This window comes from Oxalobacteraceae bacterium OTU3CINTB1 (assembly GCA_024123955.1).
GTDB lineage: Bacteria > Pseudomonadota > Gammaproteobacteria > Burkholderiales > Burkholderiaceae_D > Rugamonas.
Window position 1 is genome coordinate 501,085 of sequence record CP099652.1, and the last position, 24,731, is coordinate 525,815.

Annotated in this window: 21 protein-coding genes; 8 read left to right on the top strand and 13 right to left on the bottom strand. The window is 66.3% G+C overall.

The features are described from left to right. Window positions 1-3: 3 nt before the first annotated feature. Genes NHH73_02145 through NHH73_02155 form a run of 3 tightly spaced genes read right to left on the bottom strand, consistent with a single transcriptional unit; the run spans window position 4 to window position 4,433 of the window. Window positions 4-2,397, bottom strand: a complete 2,394-nt coding sequence (locus NHH73_02145) for an ABC transporter permease (protein ID USX27120.1) — start codon at window positions 2,395-2,397, stop codon at window positions 4-6. Between the two features lie 17 nt (window positions 2,398-2,414). Continuing rightward, window positions 2,415-3,095 carry an ABC transporter ATP-binding protein gene (locus NHH73_02150; protein USX27121.1) on the bottom strand — a complete coding sequence of 227 codons (681 nt, stop codon included), beginning with the start codon at window positions 3,093-3,095 and terminating at the stop codon, window positions 2,415-2,417. A gap of 33 nt (window positions 3,096-3,128) precedes the next feature. Further along, window positions 3,129-4,433 carry an efflux RND transporter periplasmic adaptor subunit gene (locus NHH73_02155; protein ID USX27122.1) on the bottom strand — a complete coding sequence of 435 codons (1,305 nt, stop codon included), beginning with the start codon at window positions 4,431-4,433 and terminating at the stop codon, window positions 3,129-3,131. Between the two features lie 191 nt (window positions 4,434-4,624). On the opposite strand from NHH73_02155, the gene NHH73_02160 reads away from it, so the two are divergent. After that, entirely contained in the window at window positions 4,625-5,974 is a 1,350-nt protein-coding gene (locus tag NHH73_02160; GenBank protein ID USX27123.1) for a sigma-54 dependent transcriptional regulator, read from the top strand. Beyond that, the gene (locus NHH73_02165) at window positions 5,964-7,217 is read left to right on the top strand and encodes a sensor histidine kinase (GenBank protein USX27124.1); all 1,254 of its coding nucleotides are present in this window, start codon (window positions 5,964-5,966) and stop codon (window positions 7,215-7,217) included. Before NHH73_02160 ends, NHH73_02165 begins: the two co-directional genes overlap by 11 nt. Window positions 7,218-7,236: 19 nt before the next feature. Here the strand turns inward: NHH73_02165 and NHH73_02170 are convergent, their stop codons facing one another. Both NHH73_02170 and NHH73_02175 read right to left on the bottom strand, forming a co-directional pair. Beyond that, window positions 7,237-7,689, bottom strand: coding sequence for a GNAT family N-acetyltransferase (locus NHH73_02170; GenBank protein ID USX27125.1), 453 nt, complete (start codon window positions 7,687-7,689; stop codon window positions 7,237-7,239). Between the two features lie 95 nt (window positions 7,690-7,784). After that, complete coding sequence (locus NHH73_02175; protein ID USX27126.1) at window positions 7,785-8,210, bottom strand: organic hydroperoxide resistance protein; 426 nt, start codon at window positions 8,208-8,210, stop codon at window positions 7,785-7,787. A gap of 262 nt (window positions 8,211-8,472) precedes the next feature. Here NHH73_02175 and NHH73_02180 point away from each other — a divergent pair, with 262 nt between their 5' ends. The 5 genes from NHH73_02180 (at window position 8,473) to NHH73_02200 (ending at window position 16,160) form a co-directional block, all read left to right on the top strand. Then, window positions 8,473-8,856, top strand: a complete 384-nt coding sequence (locus NHH73_02180) for a BlaI/MecI/CopY family transcriptional regulator (protein ID USX27127.1) — start codon at window positions 8,473-8,475, stop codon at window positions 8,854-8,856. After that, window positions 8,853-10,646: a class D beta-lactamase gene (blaOXA, locus tag NHH73_02185; GenBank protein USX27128.1), complete on the top strand. Its 1,794-nt coding sequence runs from the start codon at window positions 8,853-8,855 to the stop codon at window positions 10,644-10,646. Before NHH73_02180 ends, blaOXA begins: the two co-directional genes overlap by 4 nt. Before the next feature lie 2 nt (window positions 10,647-10,648). Next, window positions 10,649-11,530: a subclass B3 metallo-beta-lactamase gene (gene bla, locus NHH73_02190; protein USX27129.1), complete on the top strand. Its 882-nt coding sequence runs from the start codon at window positions 10,649-10,651 to the stop codon at window positions 11,528-11,530. Window positions 11,531-11,616: 86 nt separating this feature from the next. Then, window positions 11,617-13,722, top strand: coding sequence for a TonB-dependent siderophore receptor (locus NHH73_02195; protein ID USX27130.1), 2,106 nt, complete (start codon window positions 11,617-11,619; stop codon window positions 13,720-13,722). After that, the gene (locus NHH73_02200; protein USX27131.1) at window positions 13,719-16,160 is read left to right on the top strand and encodes a sulfite reductase flavoprotein subunit alpha; all 2,442 of its coding nucleotides are present in this window, start codon (window positions 13,719-13,721) and stop codon (window positions 16,158-16,160) included. The genes NHH73_02195 and NHH73_02200 overlap by 4 nt, the downstream gene beginning before the upstream one ends. Here NHH73_02200 and NHH73_02205 read toward each other — a convergent pair whose 3' ends face one another. From NHH73_02205 to NHH73_02235, 7 genes are all read right to left on the bottom strand, one after another. Then, complete coding sequence (locus NHH73_02205; GenBank protein ID USX27132.1) at window positions 16,161-17,204, bottom strand: histone deacetylase family protein; 1,044 nt, start codon at window positions 17,202-17,204, stop codon at window positions 16,161-16,163. A gap of 21 nt (window positions 17,205-17,225) precedes the next feature. Further along, window positions 17,226-18,824, bottom strand: a complete 1,599-nt coding sequence (gshA, locus tag NHH73_02210; protein USX27133.1) for a glutamate--cysteine ligase — start codon at window positions 18,822-18,824, stop codon at window positions 17,226-17,228. A 173-nt stretch (window positions 18,825-18,997) separates the two neighbouring features. Continuing rightward, on the bottom strand, window positions 18,998-19,837 hold the full coding sequence (prmC, locus tag NHH73_02215; protein USX27134.1) for a peptide chain release factor N(5)-glutamine methyltransferase: 840 nt from the start codon (window positions 19,835-19,837) through the stop codon (window positions 18,998-19,000). Then, window positions 19,834-20,307: a disulfide bond formation protein B gene (locus NHH73_02220; GenBank protein USX27135.1), complete on the bottom strand. Its 474-nt coding sequence runs from the start codon at window positions 20,305-20,307 to the stop codon at window positions 19,834-19,836. Before NHH73_02220 ends, prmC begins: the two co-directional genes overlap by 4 nt. A 65-nt stretch (window positions 20,308-20,372) precedes the next feature. Then, window positions 20,373-21,449, bottom strand: a complete 1,077-nt coding sequence (prfA, locus tag NHH73_02225) for a peptide chain release factor 1 (GenBank protein USX27136.1) — start codon at window positions 21,447-21,449, stop codon at window positions 20,373-20,375. A 105-nt stretch (window positions 21,450-21,554) separates the two neighbouring features. Continuing rightward, window positions 21,555-22,829 carry a glutamyl-tRNA reductase gene (gene hemA / locus NHH73_02230; protein ID USX27137.1) on the bottom strand — a complete coding sequence of 425 codons (1,275 nt, stop codon included), beginning with the start codon at window positions 22,827-22,829 and terminating at the stop codon, window positions 21,555-21,557. Between the two features lie 129 nt (window positions 22,830-22,958). Next, entirely contained in the window at window positions 22,959-23,651 is a 693-nt protein-coding gene (locus NHH73_02235; protein USX27138.1) for a response regulator transcription factor, read from the bottom strand. A gap of 248 nt (window positions 23,652-23,899) precedes the next feature. Here NHH73_02235 and NHH73_02240 point away from each other — a divergent pair, with 248 nt between their 5' ends. Further along, window positions 23,900-24,430 carry a hypothetical protein gene (locus tag NHH73_02240; GenBank protein USX27139.1) on the top strand — a complete coding sequence of 177 codons (531 nt, stop codon included), beginning with the start codon at window positions 23,900-23,902 and terminating at the stop codon, window positions 24,428-24,430. Window positions 24,431-24,477: 47 nt separating this feature from the next. Here NHH73_02240 and minE read toward each other — a convergent pair whose 3' ends face one another. Further along, on the bottom strand, window positions 24,478-24,729 hold the full coding sequence (gene minE / locus NHH73_02245; protein ID USX27140.1) for a cell division topological specificity factor MinE: 252 nt from the start codon (window positions 24,727-24,729) through the stop codon (window positions 24,478-24,480). Window positions 24,730-24,731 lie beyond the last annotated feature (2 nt).

Sequence of the window (24,731 nt, forward strand, 5' to 3'; positions counted from 1 at the left end):
TTGTTAGTCGCGCAGCGCCATCGCCGGCGACATGCGCAGCGCCGTTACCGTATGACGCGTAGTTGCCAGCAGGGCTACCAGCGCCGCCATCGCCAGCGCCGCCGCCAGTGTCCACATGCCGATCGGCGCGCGGTCGGTGTAGCTGGCGAGATAGCGTTCGATTGCCAGCGCCGCCAGCGGAAGTCCGATCAACGCCCCGGCGCCGATCAGCGACAGGAACTCGCGGCCCATCATCAGCGCGATATCGAGACGCCGCGCGCCATGCAGCTTGCGCATGACGATCTCGCGCCGGCTGCGTTGCACGCTGTAGGCCGACAACACGTAGATGCCAAAGGCCGCGAGCGCGATCGCCACCACGCTGGTGGTGACCAGGATGCGCACCAGGCGCGCATCGTCGGTATAGGGTTCGGCCAACACAGCCTCCTGCGACGAGATCTCCAGGATGTCGTTGGGGAAGTGGCGACGCCATACCGGCTCGATGGCGCCATAGGCATCGGCCAGGCGGCCGTCGGTGCGGACCGACAGCACGCCGGCCGCACGAATGCCGTAGATGATGGCCTTGGCCGGTTGTCGCAGTCCCTGGAAGCGGATGTCCGGCGCGATGCCGTTGATTCGCAGTCCGCTGGGTGTCGCCTGGCCTACCGCATCCTGTGGCGAGGCATATCCGAGCGCTAGCGCGCCGGCCTGGTTCAGGACCACGCCGCCGAGGTTTTTGGTGTCGTTGGGATCGTGGGCGGGGTTGAACAGCTGGCCGTGCAGCGGCCGTATCCGGTGCACCTCGAACCAGTTCGGCGAGACGTACTTGGCCTCCATGGGGATCTCCCTCCCGTCCTTGGCGACGACTGTGTTGACCAATTTGAGGCCGTCGCGGCCCACCGCTTCCGAAATCGCAGCCACCGCCTCCACCCCCTGCACACGCCGCAATTGTTCGATAAAGGCGATGGCGGCCGGCTTGCCCTCGGCGCCGTCGGGCAGCGACAGCATGAGCAAGTTGGCCGTGTCGAAGCCCGGCGACGCGTGGCTGGCGAACCAGGTTTGCCAGCCCACCGCCAGCGCCGTGGCGCCGAGCGTCATCGCGCTGGCGAATTGCAGCACGGTGAGCACGCGGCGCACCCACAGCCCGGCCGCCGTCTCGCTATTGCCGCGTCCCGCCAGCGACGCCCCGGGCAGCGCATGCAGGGCGATCCACGCGGGATAGGCGCCGGCGCAAACGCCGATGAAAACGCCGAACGCCAGCGCGATCGCGCAGCGCAGCGGCGTGAACATGCCGTCCAGCGTGCGGTTGACCATGTCGGAGAACACCGGCAGCAGCAGCCACGCGAGCATGAGCCCCGCGACGGTCGCGATCAACGCGGTCAGCACCGCCTCGCTGAGGAATTGTTGAACCAGCCGCGCCGCGCTGGCGCCGAGCAGTTTGCGCAGGCCGATCTCGCGTTGGCGGTGCAAGGTGCGCACAGTGGCCAGGTTCACGTAGTTGGTCGCCGCCAGCAGCAGGATCAGCAAGCCGCCGCCGGCCATGCCGAACACGGTGCTTTTCTCGCCGTGCCGCTGCGCCGCGCGGCTGTTGAGCAGCTCTTCGTCGAAGTAGGCTTCGCGCAGCGGCAGCAGCTTGATGTCCGAGACGTTGCGGCCATTGAGCGCGGCGCCCATCGGGCCCGCCTTGACGCGCTGGTTCATCGGCGATTTCTCGGTGGCGTCCTGCAGCAGCGTGGCCAGCGCCGCCATCGACGCGCCGGGTTTGAGTTTTATGTAGACCGTGCCGCGCGACCAGTTGGTGAAGGCGGTCGCGCGCTCCGGCCAGGCGCTGCTGGCGCTGCCGATCAGCGCCTCGTAACGTTGGCTGGAGTTGGCCGGCGCATCGGGCAGCAACGCGCGCACTTGCAGCACGTTGTCGCCGACATTGACGCTGCGTCCCAGCGCCGGCGCATCGCCGAACAGCTTGCGGGCCGCCGTCTTGGTCAGCGCCAGACCATCCGGCTGCATCAGCGCCGCCCGCAAGTCGCCGGCCGACGCGGAGATGCCGAACAACGAGCCGAAGGCCGGATCGACCACGCTCAGGTCCATCGCATGCAGCCTGCCGTCGGCGCGCAGCGGCTTGTCGATTCGCCCGACGATGGTGGCCTGCTCCACCAGGCCGCTGGCGAGGGCGATGTCGCGCAGCGGCAGATAGCCGATGGTTTGCCATTCCGGACGCGGAAAGACATTGATGCGCTGCTTGACGGTCACGAGGCGCTCGTTGTCCGGCACGCTGCTGTCGTAGTTCAGGCAAAAGGCGACAAAACCGAACAGCAGGAAGCAGGCCGCGAAGCCGATCGCCAGCCCGCCGGTGACGACGATGGAGTAGGCCGGCTGTTGCAGCAGCAGGCGCCAGCCGATGCGAAAATCGCGCAGGTTCATGGCGGTGATCCTGACGCTTAAGCGGCTTGCAGGGCGTCGACCATGATGCGGCCGTCCAGCAGGTTGATGGTGCGCGAAGCCTGCGCGGCGTGGTCCGGCGAGTGCGTCACCATCACCACGGTCGTGCCTTCGGCGTTGATCTCGCGCAGCAGGCGCATGACTTCGTCGCCGTGGGCGGTATCGAGGTTACCGGTCGGTTCATCGGCCAGCAATACGGCGGGACCGGCCACCAGCGCGCGCGCGATCGCCACCCGCTGCTGCTGGCCGCCCGACAGCTGCGACGGGCGGTGGGCGGCGCGGTGGCCAACACCCAGTTTGTCGAGCATGGCGGTGACGCGTTCGCGCCGCTCGCGCGCCGGCGTGCCGTTGTATTCGAGCGCCAGTTCGACGTTTTCGAACACGGTCAACTCTTCGATCAGGTTGAAGCTCTGGAAAATGAAGCCGATGCGGCCGCGCCGCAGCTGGTTCAGCTTCGATTCGCTCCAGCCGGCCACGTTTTGGCCCTCGAACCAGTATTCGCCGTGGTTGGGCGTGTCGAGCAGCCCCAGGATGCCCAGCATGGTCGATTTGCCGCAGCCGGACGGTCCGGTGATGGCGACGTATTCGCCCGCCTCGATCTCCAGGTCGATGCGGTCCAGGGCCGTGGTCTGGATTTCCCCTGCCTGGTGGATTTTGCTGATGCCGACGAGTTTGAGCATGTGGGTTTGCCTTTTGGTAGTGTGGATGTGAATTTACTGCGTAATCTGCAACCTGGGTGAATTTCCGTAGGCGGCGTAACTGGACAAGATCACCTTGTCGCCGGCCGCCAGGCCTTCGAGCACCTCGATCTGGCTGTTGTTGCGGCGCCCGATGCGCACCGCGCGCCGCTGCGCGCCACGGCCGCCGGCGTCCACCACGTAGACCCAGGCGCCGCCGCTGTCGTTGATGAAGGCGCCGTTGGGCAGCAGCAGCGCCGGCGCCGGCTCGCCCAGCGTGATGCGGGCGTCCAGGCTTTGGCCGGGGTTGAGCACCGGCGGCTGGCCGTCCCTGAACACCATTTCGACGGTGAAGCGGCCTTCCTTGATCTGCGGGTAGATGGTGCTGATGTCGGCGGCGTAACTCTTCTCGTCCTGTTTGACGCTGCCCTTGCGGCCGACCGCCATGCGATTGAGGTAGTACTCGTCGACGCTGGCCGAGAGCTTGAAGCGCACCGGATCGTCGATGCGGCCGATGTTTTTGCCGGTGGCGATCGATTCGCCCACCTGCAGCCGGAAATTGGTGAGCCGGCCTTCGACCGGCGCGCGCACCGCCAAGGCGTCGACCGTGCCGGAGACCAGTTTCAGGCCGGAGTTCAAGCCGTCGATCGCGCTTTCGAGTTGCTGCGCGGCGGCGCTGCGAACCTTGTCCTCGGTGCTCGACGCCCGCTGCTCGTTGGCCAGCTGGCGTTGTTGCTGATCCAGCTTGTCGGCCGACTCCTCGAGCGCGACGCTGGAGATGAAGCCCTGCGCGGCCAGCCGCGTGTTGCGCTGGTGCTGTTTGCGCGCCTGGTCCACCTCGAATTGCAGCTCGTCGAGCCGACGCCGGTGGTCGCTGGCGCTGGACTCCTGCGCCACGCGCAGGTTGGACAGGTTGAAGATGCTGACCGCGTGTTCCGATTGCCGCGCCAGCAGTTCCAGGTTGCGCTGCGGGTTGGAGATGCGGAACAGCAGCTGGCCTTTTTTGACCAGCGCGCCGTCGCTTGCCAGTACCTCCTCGACGCGGCCCGATTCCACCGAATCGAGGATCACGGAATTAAGCGGCTCGGCGTTGGCGCGCACGACGATTTCATCGACGAAGACGCCGCGCGCGGCCTGGCCGATGCGCAGGTCGGCACCTTCGATCTGCAGGCCGCGCGGCATCCACGACCACAGCGCGTAGCCGGCGGCAGCCACCGCCAGCACCGAGACGACCGCGATGGCGATGGTTTTCCCGCGCCGGCGCGGCACCACGGTGTCCATCGCGGCGCCGCTGGCCGGCAGGCCCGGATTGGGCTGGTCGATATTTTTTTTGATCTGCATACCGGTCTCAGAGCAAACGCTGTGCCACGCACAAAAAACGGCGATTCAGGGGTATTTGTGACGCATGTGGTCCGCAGGTGTTCAATATCGAACACCAAGCGATGTTCGGAACTGGACATCCGCATCCACTATGGTTTGCCGGGCCTGTTTTGCCTTGTCCGCAGCCCCTCCCGCGCTGCTAGAATGCCTGCATGTCCGCCTACGTACTGATACTCGACGACGACCCCGATGTCGCCACCGCCGCCCAGCTGCTGCTGCGGCGGCGCCACGGCCAGGTCGCCACGCTTTGCGATCCCGCCGGCTTGCCCGCGCTGCTGGCGCAGGGTGTGCCCGACGTGGTGCTGCTCGACCTGAATTTCACGCCCGGCTGCATCGACGGCGCCGAGGGCCTGGCGCTGCTCGACGTGCTGCGCGCCCAAGGGCGTCCGCCGGCGGTGATCGCGATGACGGCGTATGCCGACGTCCCGCTGGCGGTCGAGGCGCTCAAGCGCGGCGCCGGCGATTTCATCACCAAGCCGTGGGATAACGCGCGGCTGGTGGCGGCGGTCGACCAGGCGCTGGCGCGGCGCGCGGCCCTGCGCGGATCGTCGGCCGCCGCGCCCGAGTTGATGGGCGGGTCGGCCGCGATGCGCGAGCTCAAGGCGCTGATCGGCAGCGTGGCGCCGACCGAGGCCAATGTGATGGTCCTCGGCGAGAACGGCGTCGGCAAGGAGCTGGTGGCGCGCGCCATCCACGCGCTGTCGCGCCGCGCGGCTGGCACGCTGCTGGCGGTGGACATGGGCGCGTTGCCGGAATCGACTTTCGAGAGCGAGTTGTTCGGCCATCGCAAAGGCTCGTTCACGGACGCCAGGTCCGACCGCGCCGGGCGCTTCCAGGCGGCGCGCGGCGGCTCGCTGTTCCTCGACGAAATCGGCAACATGCCGCTGGCCGCGCAAGCCAAGCTGCTGACGGCGCTGGAACGGCGCGAGGTGACGCCGATCGGCGCCGACAAGCCGGAGGCGATCGACGTGCGCATCATCAGCGCCACCAATCTGGACGAGGCGCGCCTGTTCGATCCCTCCGTCTTCCGGCCGGATTTGCTGTTTCGGCTGAATACCATCGTCATCCGCGTGCCGCCGCTGCGCGAGCGGCGCGAGGACATTCCCTTGCTGCTGGCGCATTATCTGAAACTGTATGAGCTGCAGTACCAGCGGCCGGTGCGCGAGGTGGCCGGCATGGCGCTCGACAGCCTGCGGCGGCACGAGTGGCCGGGCAACGTGCGCGCGCTGCGCCACGCGTGCGAGCGCGCCGTCATCCTCGGACAGGGGACGGAATATGGCTTGAACGATTTCGGCCTTGGTGCCGCGCCGGCCGCCATCAACGTCGCAGCCAACGAGGGCGCCGCGCCCGCCGTCCCTGGCGACATGACGCTCGACGCCCTGGAACGCGAAGCCATCGCCAGCACGCTGGCGCAGTTCAACGGCAATATCAGCCACGCCGCCAAAACGCTTGGCATCAGCCGCGCCGCCTTGTACCGCAAGCTGGGCAAGCATGGCATCTGAGCGCGCGCTCAAGATCGGCGTCGCCGCCAGCGTGCTCGCCCTGGTGGCGCTGGCCATCATGGCCGACGCCTTGTCGCCCGCGCCGCAGCCGCGCCGCATCGTACTGTGCGCGATGCTGGCGCTGGCGCCGATCTGCGCGCTGTGGCAATGCCTGCGTAAACTGGGCCCGCGCGTGCCGCGCATGGAGCCGCAAGGCGCCGGCGCCGACATGGCCCCCGGTCCCCGTCGCAACGAACTGGCCGCCAGCGTGCTGGCGCTGGAGGCGCGGCTGGAACACGCGCCCATCGCGCTGTTCCGCATCATGCACGCCAGCGGCGCGGGGCAGGTCGCGCCGCTCAACGCCAGCGCCCGCAGGCTGCTGGCGCCGGGCCGCGCCAGCGCGCCGCAGGATCTGCACGATCTGCTGGCGGCGCAGCCGGTCGGCCAGCGCAGGTTGGTCACCTTCGACACCGAACGCGGTGGCGAGCGTGCGCTGGTCGCCATCTCCGCGCTCTCGGTGCAGGGCTCGGCGCAGCGTCTGGCCGCGTTGATGCCGGTGGAAAGCGAACTGGAAGCGGAGGCGCTGAACGCCTGGCGCGAGCTGGTGCAAGTGCTGACGCACGAAATCATGAATTCCCTGACGCCGGTGGCCTCGCTGTCGCGCACCGCCTGCGGCCTGCTGGACGAAGCCAGCGCCGGACTGCCCGCCGACATCCACGCCGACCTGGGCATCGCGCTGGACGCCATCGCCCGCCGCGCCGCCAGCCTGGTCGATTTTGTCGGCAGCTACCGCAGCCTGTCGACGGTGCCGCAGGCGCAGCCGCAGCGCGTGCGGTTGGAGGATTTGTTCGACCGCTTGTCCGCGCTGCTGGCGCCGCAGTGGCAGGCGCTGAGCGGGCAGGTGGAGTTTTCGGTGGAGCCGGCGTCGCTGGAGGTGATGATCGATCCGGGGCAGTTGGAGCAGGCGCTGATCAACCTTCTCAAGAACGCCGCCGAAGCGATGGCCGGTGGCGCGCGGCCGCCGCGCGCGCTGGTGAGCGCGCGCCTGAGCCGCGGCAGCCGCTTGCGCATCGAGGTGGCCGACAACGGCCCCGGCGTGCCGGAAGCGCTGGCCGCGCACATCTTCACGCCGTTCTTCTCGACGAAAAAACAGGGCAGGGGAATCGGGCTGGCGATGGTGCGCCATCTGGTGCACGCCAACGGCGGCACGGTGCGTTACGCGCGCCCGGTGGGCGAGGGCGCGCGCTTCATGCTGACATTTTGAAGCCCCAGGTTAAAAAACCTTAGCGCACCATATCGATGTGCATGATCCCGTCTTCGTCATACGGTTCGGTGACGGTCTGGAAGCCAAAGCCGGCGTAGAATTTTTCCAGGTGCGCCTGCGCGCCGATACGGAACCGGTGGCCGGGATGCAGCGCCTGCGCCAGCGGAATGGCCTTGGCCAGCAGCTCGCGGCCGATGCCGCTGCCGCGCGCGGCGCGCGTGGTCAGCACGCGGCCCAGCGACATCTCGTCGTACTTCAAGCCGGGAGGCAGGCAGCGCAGATAGGCGACCAGGGTGCGCTTGCCATCGATCTCGCGCCACGCCATCAGGTGGTGGCTGTCCAAATCGTAGCCGTCGATATCGGGATACAAACAGGTTTGCTCGAGGATGAACACGTCCTGGCGCTGGCGCAGCACCTCGTACCAGTCGTTGCGCGGGATGTCGTCAAAGCCCAGCCAATGCCATTCAATCATTGCGTATCTCTGTAGGGGATGAGCGACGATTGTAATGCAGAAGGCCGGCGCTGGTGGGCGCCGGCCTCGGGACCGTCAATCGCTGAACGCGGCGATTACAGGATGGTCAGGGTGACGTCGATGTTGCCACGGGTGGCGTTCGAGTAAGGGCACACGATGTGGGCGGCGTCGACCAGCTTCTGCGCGCTTTCGCGGTCCAGGCCCGGCAGCGAGATTTTCAGTTCCACTTCGATGCCGAAGCCGGTAGGGATGGCGCCGATGCCGACCGTGCCTTCGATCGAAACGTCCGCCGGCAGGGCGATCTTGTCACGGCCGCTGACGAATTTCATCGCGCCCAGGAAGCATGCCGAGTAGCCCGCCGCGAACAGTTGTTCAGGGTTGGTGCCGACGGCGCCGGCGCCGCCCAGTTCTTTCGGGGTGGTCAGCTTGACGTCCAGCACGCCGTCGGAGGAGACGGCTTTGCCTTCACGGCCGCCGGTGGCTTTTGCGGTGGCGCGGTACAGTACTTTTTCGATCGACATGATGAATTCCTTTTCAGTTAAGTTGAAGTGCAAATAGTGGACTACAAATATAACAAACTATCTAATCGCTAGCTATCTATCACCCATCGCGACAGCTTGCTAATCTACTACGCTTCGCTGCTGTTTGCAGCGCCGATGTGAGAACTATACATAGTACGCAATCTAATAGCAAGCGATTTTAATAAAAAATTTTATATTTCTGCGTATTGACCGGTATGTGACGAATGTCGCACAATGAGTGCAATCGTCACAAAGGGCCGCCATGACCATTCCATCCATCACCGAACTGACCGTGCTCAAAGCGCTGTGGAAGCAGCAGCCGCTGAGCGCGCGCGAAATCCACCAGCACATAGAAGGCGAGCTCGGCTGGTCCTTCTCGTCGACCCGCAAGACGCTCGAGCGCATGCTCGACAAGGGTTCGGTGGGCCAGCACACCGTGCACGGGGTGCAAGTCTATACGGCGGTGCTGGAGAAGGTCGGCACGTTGGCCGCGTTCGCCCGCGATTTCGGCCAGCGGGTGATGGAGATGGACGGTCCCTTGCCCGTCAATATGTTCACCGGCAGCAAGCTGGTCGACGATGACGAATTGGCGCAGCTCGAACAACTGTTGAAGGACTGGCCCGACGAGCCGGACGCGGCGCCATGAGCTTCGACGATCTGCTGATTTACCGGTTTCTTCTGGCGTGCGCCGGCTGTCTGGCCGCCGGGCTGGGCGTGTGGGCGCTGCTGTCGGGGTTGAGCCGGCGCCTGCCGGCGCTGGCGTCGCAACGGTCGGTCTGGCTGCTGGGCCAGGTCACCATCGCCGCCGCGTTCCTGGTGGTGCTGCTGCCGCACAGCGAGCGGCTGAGCGTGGTGCCGCAGATCGAATTGCCGAATCCGGCCGTTGCCGCCGCGCCCGCGCCGGACAAAACCGCGTCGCCGCTGGCCGCGGCCGGGGCCGAGTGGAGCGCGGATACGCGGCCGGCGGGACGCTCTTGGCTGGCCCTCGGCGCCATCGCCTGGCTGGCGGTGTATTTGTCGGGACTGGTCCATGCGGCGTGGCGGCTACTGAACGCCGGACGGTTCCTGCGCGGCCTGTCGGTGTCGGGCAGCCAGGTGCCCGGCACCTTGGCGGGCGGCGCCGAAGTGATCGAGGTGGATGCGCCGATCTCGCCGATGTTGTACGGATTTTTCCGCGCCCGCCTGCTGCTGCCCCGGCATCTGCGCGGCTTCGACCCCTTGCAGCGGCAGATGATGATCGAGCACGAGGTGACGCATTTGCGCCGGCGCGACCTGCAATGGATGGGCGCGGGCCTGCTGCTGCAAACGCTGTTCTGGTTCAATCCCTTCATGCGCTTGCTGCGCGCGCGGCTGTCGTGGGCGCAGGAGCTGGGCTGCGACCGCGAGGTGCTGCGCGGCCGTCCGCCGGCCCAGCGCAAGGCTTACGCGGCGGCGCTGCTGGCGCAGCTGAAGATGCAAGGGGCCGGCGTCGAGACGGCGCTGGCGTTCGGCGGCGCCGGCGCGCGGCTGCTGGCCGCCCGCATCGGTTTGATACGCGCGCCGTCCGGCGCCGGGCGCTCGCTGTGGTTGCGGCTTGGGGCGCTGGCCGGGCTGGCCGGCATCTTCGCCGGCACCCTGGCGTTCCAGCCGGCGCTGGCGTGGCGCATCGAGCCACTGTCGGCGGCGTCGGCCGCCTCGCGCCAGCCGTTCAGCTGCCTGACGATGGCCGATGCGGCCAGCGGCGCCACGCTGGCGAAGGAAGGCCATTGCGACGAACGCGTGACGCCGGCGTCGACGTTCAATATCGTGGTCAGCCTGATGGGCTACGACAGCGGCATCCTGACCGACACCCACACGCCGATGATGCCGTTCAAGGCCGGTTACACCGACTACAACGAATCGTGGCGGCAGGACACCGACCCCACGCTCTGGTTCAAGAATTCGGTGCTGTGGTTCGCGCAGCAGGTGACGGCGGCGCTGGGCATGGAGCGCTTCCGGCGCTACATCGACGGCTTCAATTACGGCAACCGCGATGTCTCCGGCGACGCCGGCAAGGACAACGGCCTGTCGCTGTCCTGGGTCGGCTCGAGCCTGAAGATCTCGCCGGTCGAACAGGTGGCCTTCCTGCGCAAGATGGTGCGGCGCGAGCTGCCGCTGTCGCCACGGGCCTATGAGATGACGTCGCGGATCATGGCGCCGGTGACGCTGTCGAACGGCTGGACCGTCCAGGGCAAGACCGGGACCGCCGGGCCGGTGCGGGTCGACGATGGCGGCCCCATCGAGCAGCAGTACGGCTGGTATGTCGGCTGGGCCAGCAAGGGCGACCGCACCGTGGTGTTCGCGCATCTGGTGCTGGACCACACGCAGGACGGCGCCGGCGGCGGTCCCCGCGCCCGCGCCGCCGTGCTGCGCGAGCTTCCCGCGCGCCTGGACAAGCTTTATCCAACCAAGGAATGACAATGCAAGGTATGAAACGTTTGATGCTGTCGGCGGGGTTGCCCGCCGCCTTGGCTGCGGGTTTGTTCGCAGCGCCGGCCATGGCCGAGGATTGGAACGATCCGCAGGAGCCGTTCGCCATGTTCGGCGACACTTATTACGTCGGCACGCGCGGCCTGAGCGCCGTGTTGATCACGTCGCCGCAGGGACACATCCTGATTGACGGCGGCAGCCCCGAATCGGCGCCGATGATCGCCCAGCATATCCGCCAGTTGGGATTCAAACTGGAGGACATCAAGTTCATCCTCAACTCGCACGATCACTTCGACCACGCAGGCGGCATCAGCGCATTGCAAAAATTGTCCGGCGCGACCGTGCTGGCCAGCGTGCAGGGAGAAAAGGTGCTGCGCAGCGGCCAGCCGAGCAAGGGCGATCCGCAGTACGGCGACCTGACGTCGATGCAGCCGGTCGCCAACACGCGCGCCGTGGCCGATGGCGAAGTGGTCAAGCTCGGACCGTTGGCGGTGACGGCGCGCTACACGCCGGGCCACACGCAGGGTGGCGTCAGCTGGACCTGGCGCTCGACCGAAAACGGCAAGAGCGCGGCCATGGTTTATGCGGACAGCCTGAACGCGTTCGCCGCCAAGCCGTTCCGCTACAGCGATTCCAAGACGTATCCGACCGCGCTGGCCGATATCAAAAAATCGATCGCCACGGTCGCGGGGCTGGACTGCGACATCCTGGTGTCGGCGCATCCAGGGGTATCCGGCCTGTTCGAGCGTCAGGCCAAACAGGCCACACTGGGCAACGCGGCCTTTATCGACCGCCAGGCATGCCGCGATTATGCGCAGGCGGGCACCGAGCGGCTGAATAAAACGCTGGCGGCGGAGGCTGCGGGGAAATAGGGCAGCGGATAACGGGAATTGATAATCATTCTCATTATCTAGTAAAATGACGGCATCCTTTCAATTTGATGCCTTCTTGTCCACTCATGTCCCAGCTTCGTCACGTTCCGGTCTACCTCGCGCTGTGCGCCGCTTTTCCATCCGTCGCGCTGGCGCAGGAGACCGATGAAAAAATCCTGCAGACCGTCAAAGTGACGGCCGCGCGGGCCGACGGCTTCGTGCCGACGACGGTCGAAGCGGGCAGCTTCCGGGGCGCCGACATCATGGAAGTGCCGTCGACCGTCAACGTCGTCACGCGCGAAGTGCTGGAGCTGCAGGCGGCCGGCGGCTTGTACGACGCGCTGCGCAACACGGCCGGCGTCACGCGCCAGCAAAACGGCGGCGAGACCTGGGATCAATTGGTCATACGCGGCATCGCGGTGGAAAACCGCACCAACTATCGCCTCAACGGTTCGCTGCCGATCATGAATTTCGGCCAGGTGCCGATGGAGGACAAGGAGCGTGTCGAAGTATTGAAGGGCGCCACCGCCTTGTACTACGGCTTCACGTCGCCGGCCGGCGTGGTCAACTTCGTCACCAAGCGCGCCGGCGCCTCGCCGGTGACCACGGTGGGCATGACGGTCGACCAGAACGGCACGGCGGTGGCCACCGCCGACGTCGCGCGCCGCTTCGGCGAGCAGCAGCAGGTCGGCGTGCGCATCAACGCCGCCGGCGGCACCCTGGCCAGTTATCTGGACGATGTCGGCAACGGCAACCGCCGCTTCGTCTCGGCGGCGCTGGACTGGCGCGTCAACTCCCGCCTGCGCCTGGCGGCCGACCTGGAATACGACAAGCGCCGCGTCACCGAGCAGGTGGGCATCACCTTGCCGACCGCCGTCAACGGTGTCATCACCTTGCCGCGCACCGTCGATCCGAAGCGCCTGGTCGGCCCGGACTGGGCCAAATTCGAGACCGAGACCAGGAACGCGCTGCTGCGCGCCGATTATGCGCTGAGCGACAACTGGGCGCTGACCGTCGAAGGCGGCCACTCGGAAACGGCGCGCGACCGCGCGCTGCCGATCTTCCGCTTCACGAACAACGCCGCCATCGCCACGGGCGCCGGCCGCATCACCGGCAACCTGCAACACAGCGTGCTCGATTCGACCATGCTGCGCGCCGAACTGGCTGGCACCGTCGCCACCGGCCCGGTCAAGCATGACGTCACCTTGGGCGTGAACCGCACCGACAAGGGACAGGACCCGATCTATCAAGCCACCTTCACGATCCCGTCGCAGAATTTGTACAATCCGACGCCGGTCACCAGCTACACCGTCAGCGCCTATTCGACCACGCCGACCACCGCAGGCCTGGAGACGCGCGACTCGGGCGCCTACGCGATCGACCGCATGACCTTCTCGCCGAACTGGCAGGCCGTCGCCGGCGTGCGCAGCGTGAAGTACAAGAGCGACCAGGGCACCAACCACTACGACGTGAGCAAAACCACGCCGATGGCGGCGCTGATCTACAAATATACCGACGACCTGTCGTTCTATGTCTCCGGTTCGCAGGGCCTGGAGGAGGGCGAGACCGCGCCGACCGGCACCGCCAACGCCAACGAGCGCCTGGCGCCCGGCGTGAGTCGCCAGAAGGAGCTGGGCGCGCGCTGGCGCATGCCCGGCGCCGGAGGCACCCTGGTGCAGGCGTCGCTGTTCGAGATCAACCGTCCGGGCTACTACACCAACACCGCCAACATCTACAGCGCCGACGGCGAGCAGCATTTCCGTGGCCTGGAGCTGTCGACCCAGGGCAAGCTGACGCCGCGTCTTTCGTGGCAAACCTCGGCCCAGTTCATCGATCCGGAATTCCGCGACATCGGCGCCGCCTACAACGGGAAGCTGCCGGAGAACGCCGCCAAGCGCACTGCCAGCGCCTTCCTGTCGTATGAACTCGACGCCGTGCCCGGCCTGTCGTTCAACGGCGGCGCGTACTACACCGGCAGCCGTCCGGTCAACGATTTGAATCAGGCTTTCCTCGGCGGCGCCACCTTGTTCAGCGTCGGCAGCCGTTATGTGACGACGGTCATGGGCAAGCGCACCAGCGTGCAGCTCAATGTGGAAAACGCGGGCGGCAAGGAGTACTGGGCCGGCGCCGGCACGCGCCTGAGTTCCGGCGCGCCGCGCCTGATTAAACTGGGCGTGAAGGTCGACTTGTGAAAAAGCTCTGGTTCCAGCTGCACTGGTTTGTCGGCATCACGGCCGGCACGATCCTGATACTGATCGGGCTGACCGGCGCCATCCTCGCCTTCCGCGACGAGATACTGGACCTGTTGAATCCGGGCGTGATGCACGTTGCGGTGGATCCGGTGGCGCCGGTGCTGGCGCCGCCGCACATCGCGCAGGCGGCCAGGCTGCTGCATCCGGACGCGCGCATCACCGGCATCATCGTCTACACCGAACCGGGTACCACCGCGCGCGTGACGATTGCGCCGGCGCCCGGCGCCGAGCATGGCGAAACGATTTATCTCAATCCGTACACCGGCGCGCTGCTGCCGCCGCTGCATTACGACGAGGCTTTCGAATGGGTGGAGTCGCTGCATCGCCACCTGCTGCTGCCGCGCGACGTCGGCCGCATCGTGCTGGGCATCCTGGCGATCTGCCTGCTGGGACTTTCGCTGAGCGGACTGTATCTGCGCTGGCCGCGCCGCGCGCTCGACTGGCGCACCTGGCTGACCTTCGACACGCGCCTGAAAGGCCGCTCCTTCCTGTGGGGGTTGCATTCGGTGGTTGGCACCTGGGCGCTGGCGGCGTACGTGGTCTTCACGCTGACAGGTCTGTACTGGAGTTTCGACGTGGTGCGCGATACCGTCGACGGCTGGCTGGGCACCACCCGTCCGCCGCGCATGGCGACCGCGCCGAAGCCGAAAGGCGTCAAGCCGCCGAAGGCCGCCGCCGCGCAGGCCGACCTGACCGCCAGCTGGGCGACCTTCCAGCAGGCCGCGCCGGACTGGAAGATGGCCTTCCTGCGGCCGCCGGAGCGCGCCACGCAGCCGATCCAGATCCTGTGGGTGGCCAATGACGCGCCGCACGTGCGCGCGCGTGGCCGCATGTCGGTCAACCAGCAGACCGGCGCCATGATCAAGAACGAGCCGTATCGCGACATGGCGATCGGCACGCGCGCGCAGTCGACGATTTATCCGCTGCATTTGGGGACGTATTTCGGCTTGCCCGGTCGTCTGTTCATGTTCCTTACCAGTCTGGCGCTGCCCGGCTTCGCGATCACCGGCTGGATGCTGTACCTGAACCGCCGCCGCCAGAAGCGCATCGCGCAGGCCGAGCGCGCGCAGTTCGCGGCCACGGCCGGCGCCAATGTCGCCGATACGTCGCTGGAGCCGGTCCTGATGGCCTACGCCAGCCAAACCGGCCAGGCCGAACGCCTTGCGCTGCAAAGCGCGGCCGCCTTGCAGAAGGCCGGCGTTCCGGTCCACGTGCACTCGCTGGAAAAACTGACGCCGCCGCAGCTGGTCAAGTACCGGCGCGCGCTGTTCGTCGCCAGCAGCTTCGGCGAAGGCGAACCGCCGGACGGCGCGCGCCGCTTCAGCCGACTGCTGCAAACGGCGGCCGAGGAGCTGGCGCACATGCAGTACGCGGTGCTGGCGCTGGGCGACCGCAACTACGTGCAGTTCTGCGGCTTCGGCCAGACCCTGGACCAGCGCCTGCGCGTGATGGGCGCGCGGCCGCTGCATCCGATGATTGAAGTCGACAACGGCGACGCCGGCGCCCTGGCGCGCTGGTCGCACACCTTGCGTGAATTGATCGGCGGCGATTCGGCCGAGGTGTCGCTGTCGGCGGCGGTGGCGGAATCGGACTATACCCACTGGACGCTGATGGAGCGCCAACTGCTCAACCCCGGCAGCGTCGGCGATGGGCTGTACGAAATCACGCTGTGCGGCGGCGATGCCGAAGCGGCCGCCAACTGGCAACCGGGCGCGCTGGTCGACATTTGGCCGGGCCATTACACGCCGGCCGGCGCCACCGACGCGCAACGCCAGGCCATCGCGCCGCGCCGCTACTCGCTGGCGTCGCTGCCGTCGGACGGCGGCATGCAGCTGCTGGTGCGCCAGGTGCGCCACGACCAAGGCATGGGCCTGGCCTCCGGCTGGCTGACGGCGCACGCGGCGCCTGGCGCCACGGTGCGCGTGCGCCTGGTGGCCAATCCGTCGTTCGACGCGCATCCACAGCCGCTGCCGAGCATTTACATCGGCAACGGTTCCGGCATGGCCGGTTTGCGTTCGCATTTGCGCGCGCGCGTGCGCGGCGGCTTGCGCCGCAACTGGCTGATTTTCGGCGAGCGCCAGCGCGAGTTCGACAGCATCTGCGCCGACGAGGTGCGCGATTACCGCGAGCGCGGTTTCCTGCCGGAGCTGGACCTGGTGTTCTCGCGCGACGTCTCCGGCGGCGAATATGTGCAGGACCGCATGCGCACCAAAGCCGACACCTTGCGCGCCTGGATCGCCGAGGGCGCCGTGCTGTATGTCTGCGGCAGTTTGCAAGGCATGGCCGGCGGCGTCGAAGCCGCGCTGGAGGAAATCATCGGCCGCGCCGCGCTCGACGATCTGATCGAGACAGGCCGCTATCGCCGCGATGTCTATTGATTAGAGTGCGGTCTCGTAGCCTTCAAGGACGTTGACGACGTTGGTGCCCAGCTCCTTGACCGCATAGCCGCCTTCGAAGATGAAGGCGGTCGGCAGGCCCAAATAGGCCAGGCGCTCGCCCACTTTCAGGTAATCCGCGCTTTGCAGCGCGAAGCGCGACAGCGGATCGCCGGCGAACGTGTCCACGCCCAGCGACACCACCAGCGCGTCCGGCGCGTAGCCGCCGATGCGGATGCAGGCCGTCTCCAGCGCCGTGAACCAGGCCTTGACCGAGCTGCCCGCCGCCAGCGACAGATTCATATTGAAGCCCTGGCCCGCGCCTTCGCCCCGTTCGTCCGCATGCCCCAGATAAAACGGATATTCGCTGCGTGGATCGGCGTGGATGGACACGAACAGCACGTCGTCGCGCCCGTAGAAAATGCTCTGCGTGCCGTTGCCGTGGTGGTAGTCGATGTCGATGATGGCGACCTTCTTCGCGCCGTCGTCGAGCATGTGCTGGGCGGCCAGCGCGGCGTTGTTCAGGAAGCAGTAGCCGCCGAAGAAATCGGCGCCGGCGTGGTGGCCCGGCGGGCGGCTCAGCACAAAGGCGCCGCGCTCGCCCAGCCGCAGCGCGTGCGCGGCGTTGACCGCGCAGTCCGCGCCGGTCTTGGCGGCGGTCCAGGTGCCGGCCGTCAGCGGCGTGCCGCTGTCCATCGAGTACAAACCGAGTTTGGCGCAGAAGTTATCCGGCTCGATGTCGGCGCGCAGCGTGCGCACCGGCCAGACGGCGGGGAAGGCGTCCTTCTGCGCGTTGGCCGGGTCGAGCGCCAGCCATTCGCTCCACGCGGTGCGCAGGAAGTGCAGGTAGCGCGGCGTGTGGATGCGCTCGAGCGACATCAACGGCACGCCGTGCGGCGTGACGATGCGGCCAAGGCCGCGCCGGCCCAGCTCCGCCAGCACCGAGTCGGCCCGCTCCGGCTTTTCGAAGCACGGCACCATCTCGCCGCGAAACATCTCGTAGCGTCCCCGGTGCTGGGCATGCAGCTCGTTGTAGAAGGTGAGCACGGGCGCCCCGAAGGTGTGTGGTTAGTCGCAGTCGACGGTGGAGTGGCACAAATTGCTGGCCCGGTAGGCGGCCACGTAATCGTCGAAATTGTTCTGCGGGGCGGCTTCCATCTCGGCCTGCTCGGCCAGGGAGGCGGCGGCCAGGCCGTCGAAATACGCCGCTTGGTCGGCGCTCGGCGGATGGCTGCGGAAGTAGGCGGCGTGCTTTTCGCTCTGCGCCAGCCCGAATGCGGCGAACGACTTGCCGTTGGCTTGCAACGTGGCCAGCACCTTGGCCGACGGCGTCAGGCTGGCGTCGGCCAGCTTGGCCGCTTGCGATGCGATCGCGTTGGCATGCGCGCTGTCGCCGCGCAGCGAGTCGAGCAGCTCGGCCGCCGGACGGATACGTTCGAGCAGGTCGGCGCCCCAGCTTTGCAGGCCGATGTCGCCGTCGTCGTTGGTCAGGGTCAGCCCCGGACGGCGGCCTTCCTTGACGGTGCGGGCGAAGTTGCGCGTGTGGCGCAGGCTTTCCTCGGGCGTGATCTTCGGGCTTTCCTCCAGTGCGCAGAACAGCAGGAAGGCGTCGAGGAAGCGGCCCGCTTCGACGCTGATGCCGACCGGCTCGAACGGGTCGACGTCCATGCAGCGCACTTCAATGTACTGCACGCCGCGCGCGCACAGCGCCTGGATCGGCCGTTCGCCGGTCTGGATCACGCGCTTGGGACGGATGGTGGAGTAGTACTCGTTTTCGATCTGCAGCACGTTGGTGCTGAGCTGTATCCATTCGTCACCGCGCTTGGTGCCCAGTTCCGCGTAAGGCGCGTACGGCTGGTTGACGGCCTTGGTCAGCGCGGCGACGTAACTGTCCAAACAGTTCTCGTGCGGGCTCAGACCCGATTGCGCGTCGTTCTGGTAACCGAGGTCGCTCATGCGCAGACTGGTGGCGTAGGGCAGGTAAAGCGTGTCCTCGGACAGCGTTTCGAGCTTGTGCGGACGCCCGCGCAGGAAGCCGGTCGACAGCACCGGCGAGGCGCCGAACAGGTACATCAGCAGCCAGCTGTAGCGGCGGAAGTTGCGGATGGTGGCCAGGTAGGCTTCCGACTGATAGCCCTTTTTCGACAGGCGCTTTTCAGCTGGTTCGTTCTCCGCCAGCACGCGCCACAGGCGTTCGTCCAGCGAGTAGTTATAGTGGATGCCGGCGATGCACTGCATCGCTTTCCCGTAGCGCAGCGCCAGGCCGCGGCGGTACACATGTTTGAGCGTGCCCAGATTGGAGCTGCCGTACCAGGCGATCTCGATGTCTTCCTCGCCCGGCAGTTGGCATGGCATCGACTGGCTCCACAAAAGCTCGTCGCCCAATTTGCTGTACGCGTAGCGGTGGATGCCGTCGAGCTTTTCGATGGTGGTGGCGATGTCCTTTTCGGCCGGCGTGATGAACTCCAGCAGCGCCTCGGCATAATCGGTGGTGATTTGCGGATGCGTCAGGGCCGAGCCCACGGCCACTGGATGCGGCGTGGTGGCCAGATGGCCGCTCCGGTCAACCCGCAAGGTTTCGCGCTCGATGCCACGCAAGCCGCCGAGCACCGCGCGGTGCTCTGGCTTGGCCAGCAGTGCCAGGCGGCGAGTCAGTAGATTGGACAATTGGATCTTCCTTTCGTGTTGCATCAAACAAACTGTGAGGTGCGAGATTAACCGAAAACGGGCAAACGCGTCGGCAAGGCCAAAAGTTGGCCATCACCAAAGATCGCTTGCTAGTTTATCAAATAGTGGGGGAGGTGGCGCAAAGCCAGCATATCCCGGGGGAGGGGCGCCTGTCAGTGCGCCCGCGCACCGGTCACGCGCTCGATGCCGGCCAGGTCGGTCCAGCTTTGCACATCGGTGTAACCTTGTTCGGATAATAACTGTCGCACCGCCGCCGACTGGTCGTAGCCGTGCTCCATCAGCAGCCACCCTTGTGGCTTCAAATGTGCCCTGGCCCCGGCGACGATGATGCGCAGCGCCGACAGGCCGTCGGCGTGGTCGGTCAGCGCGCCCACCGGTTCGTAGCGTAGATCGCCCTCGGACAGATGGCGGTCGCCGCTGGCGATGTACGGCGGGTTGGAGGCGATGACGTCGAACGGCGGCCTTGCCTCCAGCGCCGCGTACCAGTCGCTTTGCAGGAAGGCGACGCGGGCGCCGTTGGCGGCGGCGTTGCGGCGCGCCACGGCCAGCGCCTCGCCGCTGACATCGAGGGCGGTGACGTCGGCGTCGCGCCGCGTATGGGCCAGGGCGACGGCGATGGCGCCGCTGCCGGTGCCCATGTCGAGCACACGGCCCGACTGCGGCAGCCGCTCCAGGGTCAGCTCGACCAGCAGTTCGGTGTCGGGACGCGGTATCAGCACGGCGCCGCCGACTTCAAACGGCAGGCCGAAAAACTCCCGCTGGCCGACGATGTAGGCGATCGGTTCGCCGTCCAGGCGGCGCTGCACCAGCGCGGCGAAGCGCTGCGCCTCGTCGGCGTCCAGCGCCCGTTCGGACTGGGTGATCAGGCCGACGCGGCTCAGTCCCAGCGCGTGGCACAGCAGGATGCGGTTGTCCAGCGCGTCGAGCAGCGACTGGATTTGCAGCGCGCCGACGGTGAGGCCGGCCTCGATGGCGCCGAGTCGGTCGATCATGCGCGCGGACGTCGCAACAGTGCCCACGCCAGCGCCAGGGCGAAGAAGGCGAACCAGATGAAGGACCACTGCGGAATCGACAGGCCGAACCACGGCGCCAGCGCGTCCTCGCACAGGCCGTCGGCCCTGAACAGGAAGGGCAGGTAGGTGGCGGTGGGGATCTTGTTGAGGAAGGTCTCCATCGGGTCGATGCCGCACGACAGGCCGGGGTTGGCCAGCACGTACAGGTGGTCGCCGGCGTAATACAGCCCGCCCAGCGCGGCCAGCAGGCCAACGCCGGCGCCGATTTTCGGCTTGCTGATATACGCGCCGACCAGCGACGCGATGCCGATCGCCAGGAACAGGTAGCGCTGGATCACGCACAGCGGACACGGAAGCATGTCGAGGCCATGCTGCAGGTACAGGGCGACGGCGACCACGCCGAAGCTGGCGAAGGCGATAAACAGCAGCAGGGAGCGGGACTGGTTCATGTTGTTATCCGTTTTGTAGGTCGCGTGATTTTCGCACATTGGCGACAGCGGAGCTTAGGCGGCCCTTAATCGCCCAGCGCCGCCAGCAACTCGGCCTGGTGTTCGGCCGCCAGCGCGTTGGTCAGCTCCGTCAGGTCGCCGTCCATGATGAAATCGAGCTTGTACAAGGTCAGGTTGATGCGGTGGTCCGTCATGCGGCCCTGCGGGAAGTTGTAAGTGCGAATCCGCTCGCTGCGGTCGCCCGAGCCGATCAGGCTCTTACGGGTGGCCGCTTCCTTCGATTGCTGCTCGCGCAGCTGCACGTCCTTGATGCGCGCCGCCAGCACCTTCATCGCCTGCGCCTTGTTCTTGTGCTGCGAGCGGTCGTCCTGGCATTCGACCACGATCCCGGTCGGTAAGTGGGTCAGGCGCACGGCGGAATCGGTCTTGTTGATGTGCTGACCGCCGGCGCCGGACGCGCGGAAGGTGTCGATGCGCAGGTCGGCCGGGTTGATGTTGACGTCTTCGACTTCGTCCGCCTCCGGCATCACCGCCACGGTGCAGGCGGAGGTGTGGATGCGGCCCTGCGTTTCGGTGGCCGGCACGCGCTGCACGCGGTGGCCGCCGGATTCGAACTTCAGCTTGGCGTAGACGCCGTTGCCGACCAGGCGCACGATCACCTCGCGGTAGCCGCCCAGGTCCGACGCCGATTCCGACACCACTTCCACCTGCCAGCGATTGCGCTCGGCGAAGCGGGTGTACATGCGCAGCAGGTCGCCGGCGAACAAGGCCGATTCGTCGCCGCCGGTGCCGGCGCGGATTTCGAGGAAGATGTTGCGCTCGTCGTTGGCGTCCTTCGGCAGCAGCATTTTCTGCAGCTCGATTTCCAGTTCCGCCATGCGGGCCTTGGACGCTTCGATTTCGTCCTGCGCGAATTCCTTCATCTCCGGATCGGACAGCATCTCCTGCGCGGCGACACCGTCGCCGATCGCCTCCTGATACGAGTTGTAGAGCGCGACCAGCGGACCGAGTTCGGCGTGCTCGCGGGTCATTTTCCGGTAGGCGTCCATATTGCTGGTCGCGCCTTCGGACATCAGCAGTTCATCGAGTTCGACCAGGCGGTTGGCCAATTGATCGAGCTTGGACAGCATGGATGGTTTCATAGCGTATTCGGTATTCCGTGAGGGGTGAAGCGGATGCCGCGAGGACGCGGCGCGAGGTGCGACCGACGGCAAGCACCGTCGGCGGTGTGGTGCGTGGCGGGGGCGCTAACGGCGGCCGCGGAACAGCTGCGGCAGCAGCTCGGCCAGGTGGGCGCGCTCGTCGCCCTGGGCACGGTGCAGCGCCTGCTGCGGACCGTGCATGAACTTCGCGGTCAGGCCCTTGGACAGGGCTTCGAGGACGGCGTCGATGTCCTCGCCCTTGGCCAGCATCTTGCGGGCGCGTTCCAGTTCGACCTGGCGCAGCGCCTCGCCGTTTTCCTGCAAACTTTGGATGACCGGCACCACGGCGCGGTCGTCGATCCAGTGCATGAACGACTGCACCCGCGTCTCGATGATCGCCTCGGCCTGCGCGACGGCGGCCAGGCGGTTTTCCATCCCGGTCTGCACGACTTTACCAAGATCGTCGACGGTGTACAGGAAGGCGTCGTTCAGGCGCGACACCTCCGGCTCGATATCGCGCGGGACGGCCAGATCGACCATGAACATCGGCTTGTGGCGGCGCGCCTTGATCGCGCGCTCCACCATGCCAAGGCCGATCAGCGGCAGCGACGAGGCGGTGCAGGAGATGACGATGTCGTACTGGTGCAGCTTGTCCTGCAAATCGGCCAGCCGGATCGCGCGGCCGCCGTAGCGGTGCGCCAGCAGCTCGCCGCGTTCCAGGGTGCGGTTGGCGATGGTGATGGTCTTTGGATTCTGCGCCGCGAAGTGGGTGGCGCACAATTCGATCATCTCGCCGGCGCCGATGAACAGCACGTTCTGCTCGGAGATCTTGTCGAAGATGCGCTGCGACAGGCGCACGGCGGCGGCGGCCATCGACACGCTGTGCGCGCCGATCTCGGTGGTGCTGCGTACTTCCTTGGCGACCGAGAAGCTGCGCTGGAACAGCTGGTGCAGATAGGTGCCCAGCCCGCCCGCTTCGTCGGCGGTGCGGATGGCGTCCTTGATCTGGCCGAGGATCTGCGTCTCGCCCAGCACCATCGAATCGAGCCCGGAGGCGACGCGGAAGGTGTGGCGCACGGCGTCGTGCTGCGGCAACAAATACAGGTGCGGACGCAGTTCGGCGTAGTTCAGCTTGTGGAAATCGGCAAGAAAATGGGCGCCGGCGTCGAGCGGCTCGGGCACCTGGCTGGCCGCGTAGAGCTCGGTGCGGTTGCAGGTCGACAGGATCGCCGCCTCGTCGCTGCCGCGATGGTCGATGCGCTCGAACCACGAACGCGCCGCCACCACCGCCTGGCCGAGCTGGTCAGGGGCGAACGCCAGCTGCTCGCGTAGCGAGACCGGTGCGGTGTTGTGGTTGAGGCCGACGGCAAGCAGCTGCATTTCGGGTCCGGACGATGGATTAGCGGACATTATACCGTGATGTACCTGTATCTTGCCCCGGAGCTTGCCCCGAAGCTGCCTAAAGCCATAGCAGCCGCCCTTGCCTTCGGAGCAGTCCGGCCGGGAGGATCAGGCCGCGCCGAGTTTTTCCAGACGGTAACCGTAGCTGTAGACCGGCACCAGGCGGAAGCCGTTTTCCGGCTTCAGCTGTAATTTGTTGCGCACGCGCGAAACGTGGGTGTCCATGGTGCGGGACGGCACGGCGGTCTCGCGGATCCACACGGCTTCATGAATATAGGCGCGCGACAGCGGCCGCCCGATGTTGCGGAAAAATAACAGTGCGAGGTAGAACTCTTTGTGGGTGACGTCCAAGACCACGCCATCCATCAGCAAACGGCCGGGCCGGGTCTCGAAAACGTATTGACCGAATTGCAATTGTTCAGCGCCGTTCTGGGCCGGATAGGCGCGTCGCAGCAGCGCTTGCACGCGCGCGACCATCTCGCTGCGGCGCAGCGGCTTGATCATGTAATCGTCGGCGCCGGCGGCCAGGCCGGCGACGATATCGTCCTCGCCGGAGCTGGTGGTGAGGAACAGCACGGGGGCGCTGTCGGGCAGCTTTTCACGAGCGCGGCGCATCACTTCGGCGCCGGTCAGATCGACCACCTGCCAGTCGAGTATGAGCATGTCGTAACTGTCTTTACGCAGCTGTGCCAGCACGTCTTTCGCGGTCTGAAAGCTGTGGCAAATGTGGCCGGCGGAGGTCAATACCTGGCAGATCAAGTCTGCCTGGCTGCGGTCGTTGTCGAGTACGGCGATTCTCATACTGCTGCCTGTAGGAAATATATGTTAAAGAGATGTCACGTCAAATATAACAGAGATTCACAAATTAATTGGCAGAATGATTAAATATTTTTTTTGGGACATTAACGTTTGTCGTTTGACAACGCATTTTTGTTGCATATTTTCATCGTGCGCGCCCGTTCGGTTATTACACGGTACACTGGAAAAAGCCCGAATTCAATGAAGAAGTTGAAATTTGGAAAGAATCCTCAGTTCATCCGGGAGCCGCTATGGGACTCAAAACAAACACAAACTGGACCCTGGTTCCGGGCACCGCGCGCGATATTGATGCGGTGCGGGAACGCTGCCGGAAACTGGTGCGGCGCCGCGCGATGGTGTCGGCCGGCGTGGCGGCGGTGCCGATTCCGGGCCTCGACGTGGTGTCGGACATGCGCCTGTTCGCGCAGCTGATCGACGACATCAACCACGAGTTCGGTTTGTCCGACGAGCAGATCGAGAAGCTGCAGCCCAGGTTCAGGCTGATCGCCTATGAAGCGGCGATCGGCGTCGGCGGCATGCTGATCGGTAAGGTGGTCACGCGCGAGGTGGTCACGCAGTTGTTGCGCCGGAGCGGCATGAAAGTGGTCGCGCGCCAGGCCGGCAAGATGGTGCCGCTGGCCGGCCAGCTGGCGGCGGCCGGTATAGGATTTTTCGCGTTCCGGCAGATCGGCTACCAGCACGTGGAAGCGTGCGCCAAGGTGGCGGCGAAGCTGGTGACGGCCGGTGTCGGGCACGACGGCGCGGTGGCCCATCCGGCTTAATTGTGTCGCGGACGACACGTTGGCGGGCCGTCGGGCCCGCCATTTTTTTACGCGTCCGGCAGCACCACGTTGACGTCGAGTACTTCCAGGTTGCCCTGGCGATCGAGCGAAATCTTGATGTCGTCCGCGTTGACCTTGGTGTACTTCGAAATCACCTCAATCAATTCCTTGTGCAGCGCCGGCAGAAAATCCGGACCGCTGCGGCCATTGCGCTCGCGCGCGATGATGATCTGCAACCGCTCCTTGGCCGCCGTCGCGGTCTTCTGTTTTTGCGGGAACAGGAAAGAAAGCAGGGCCATGG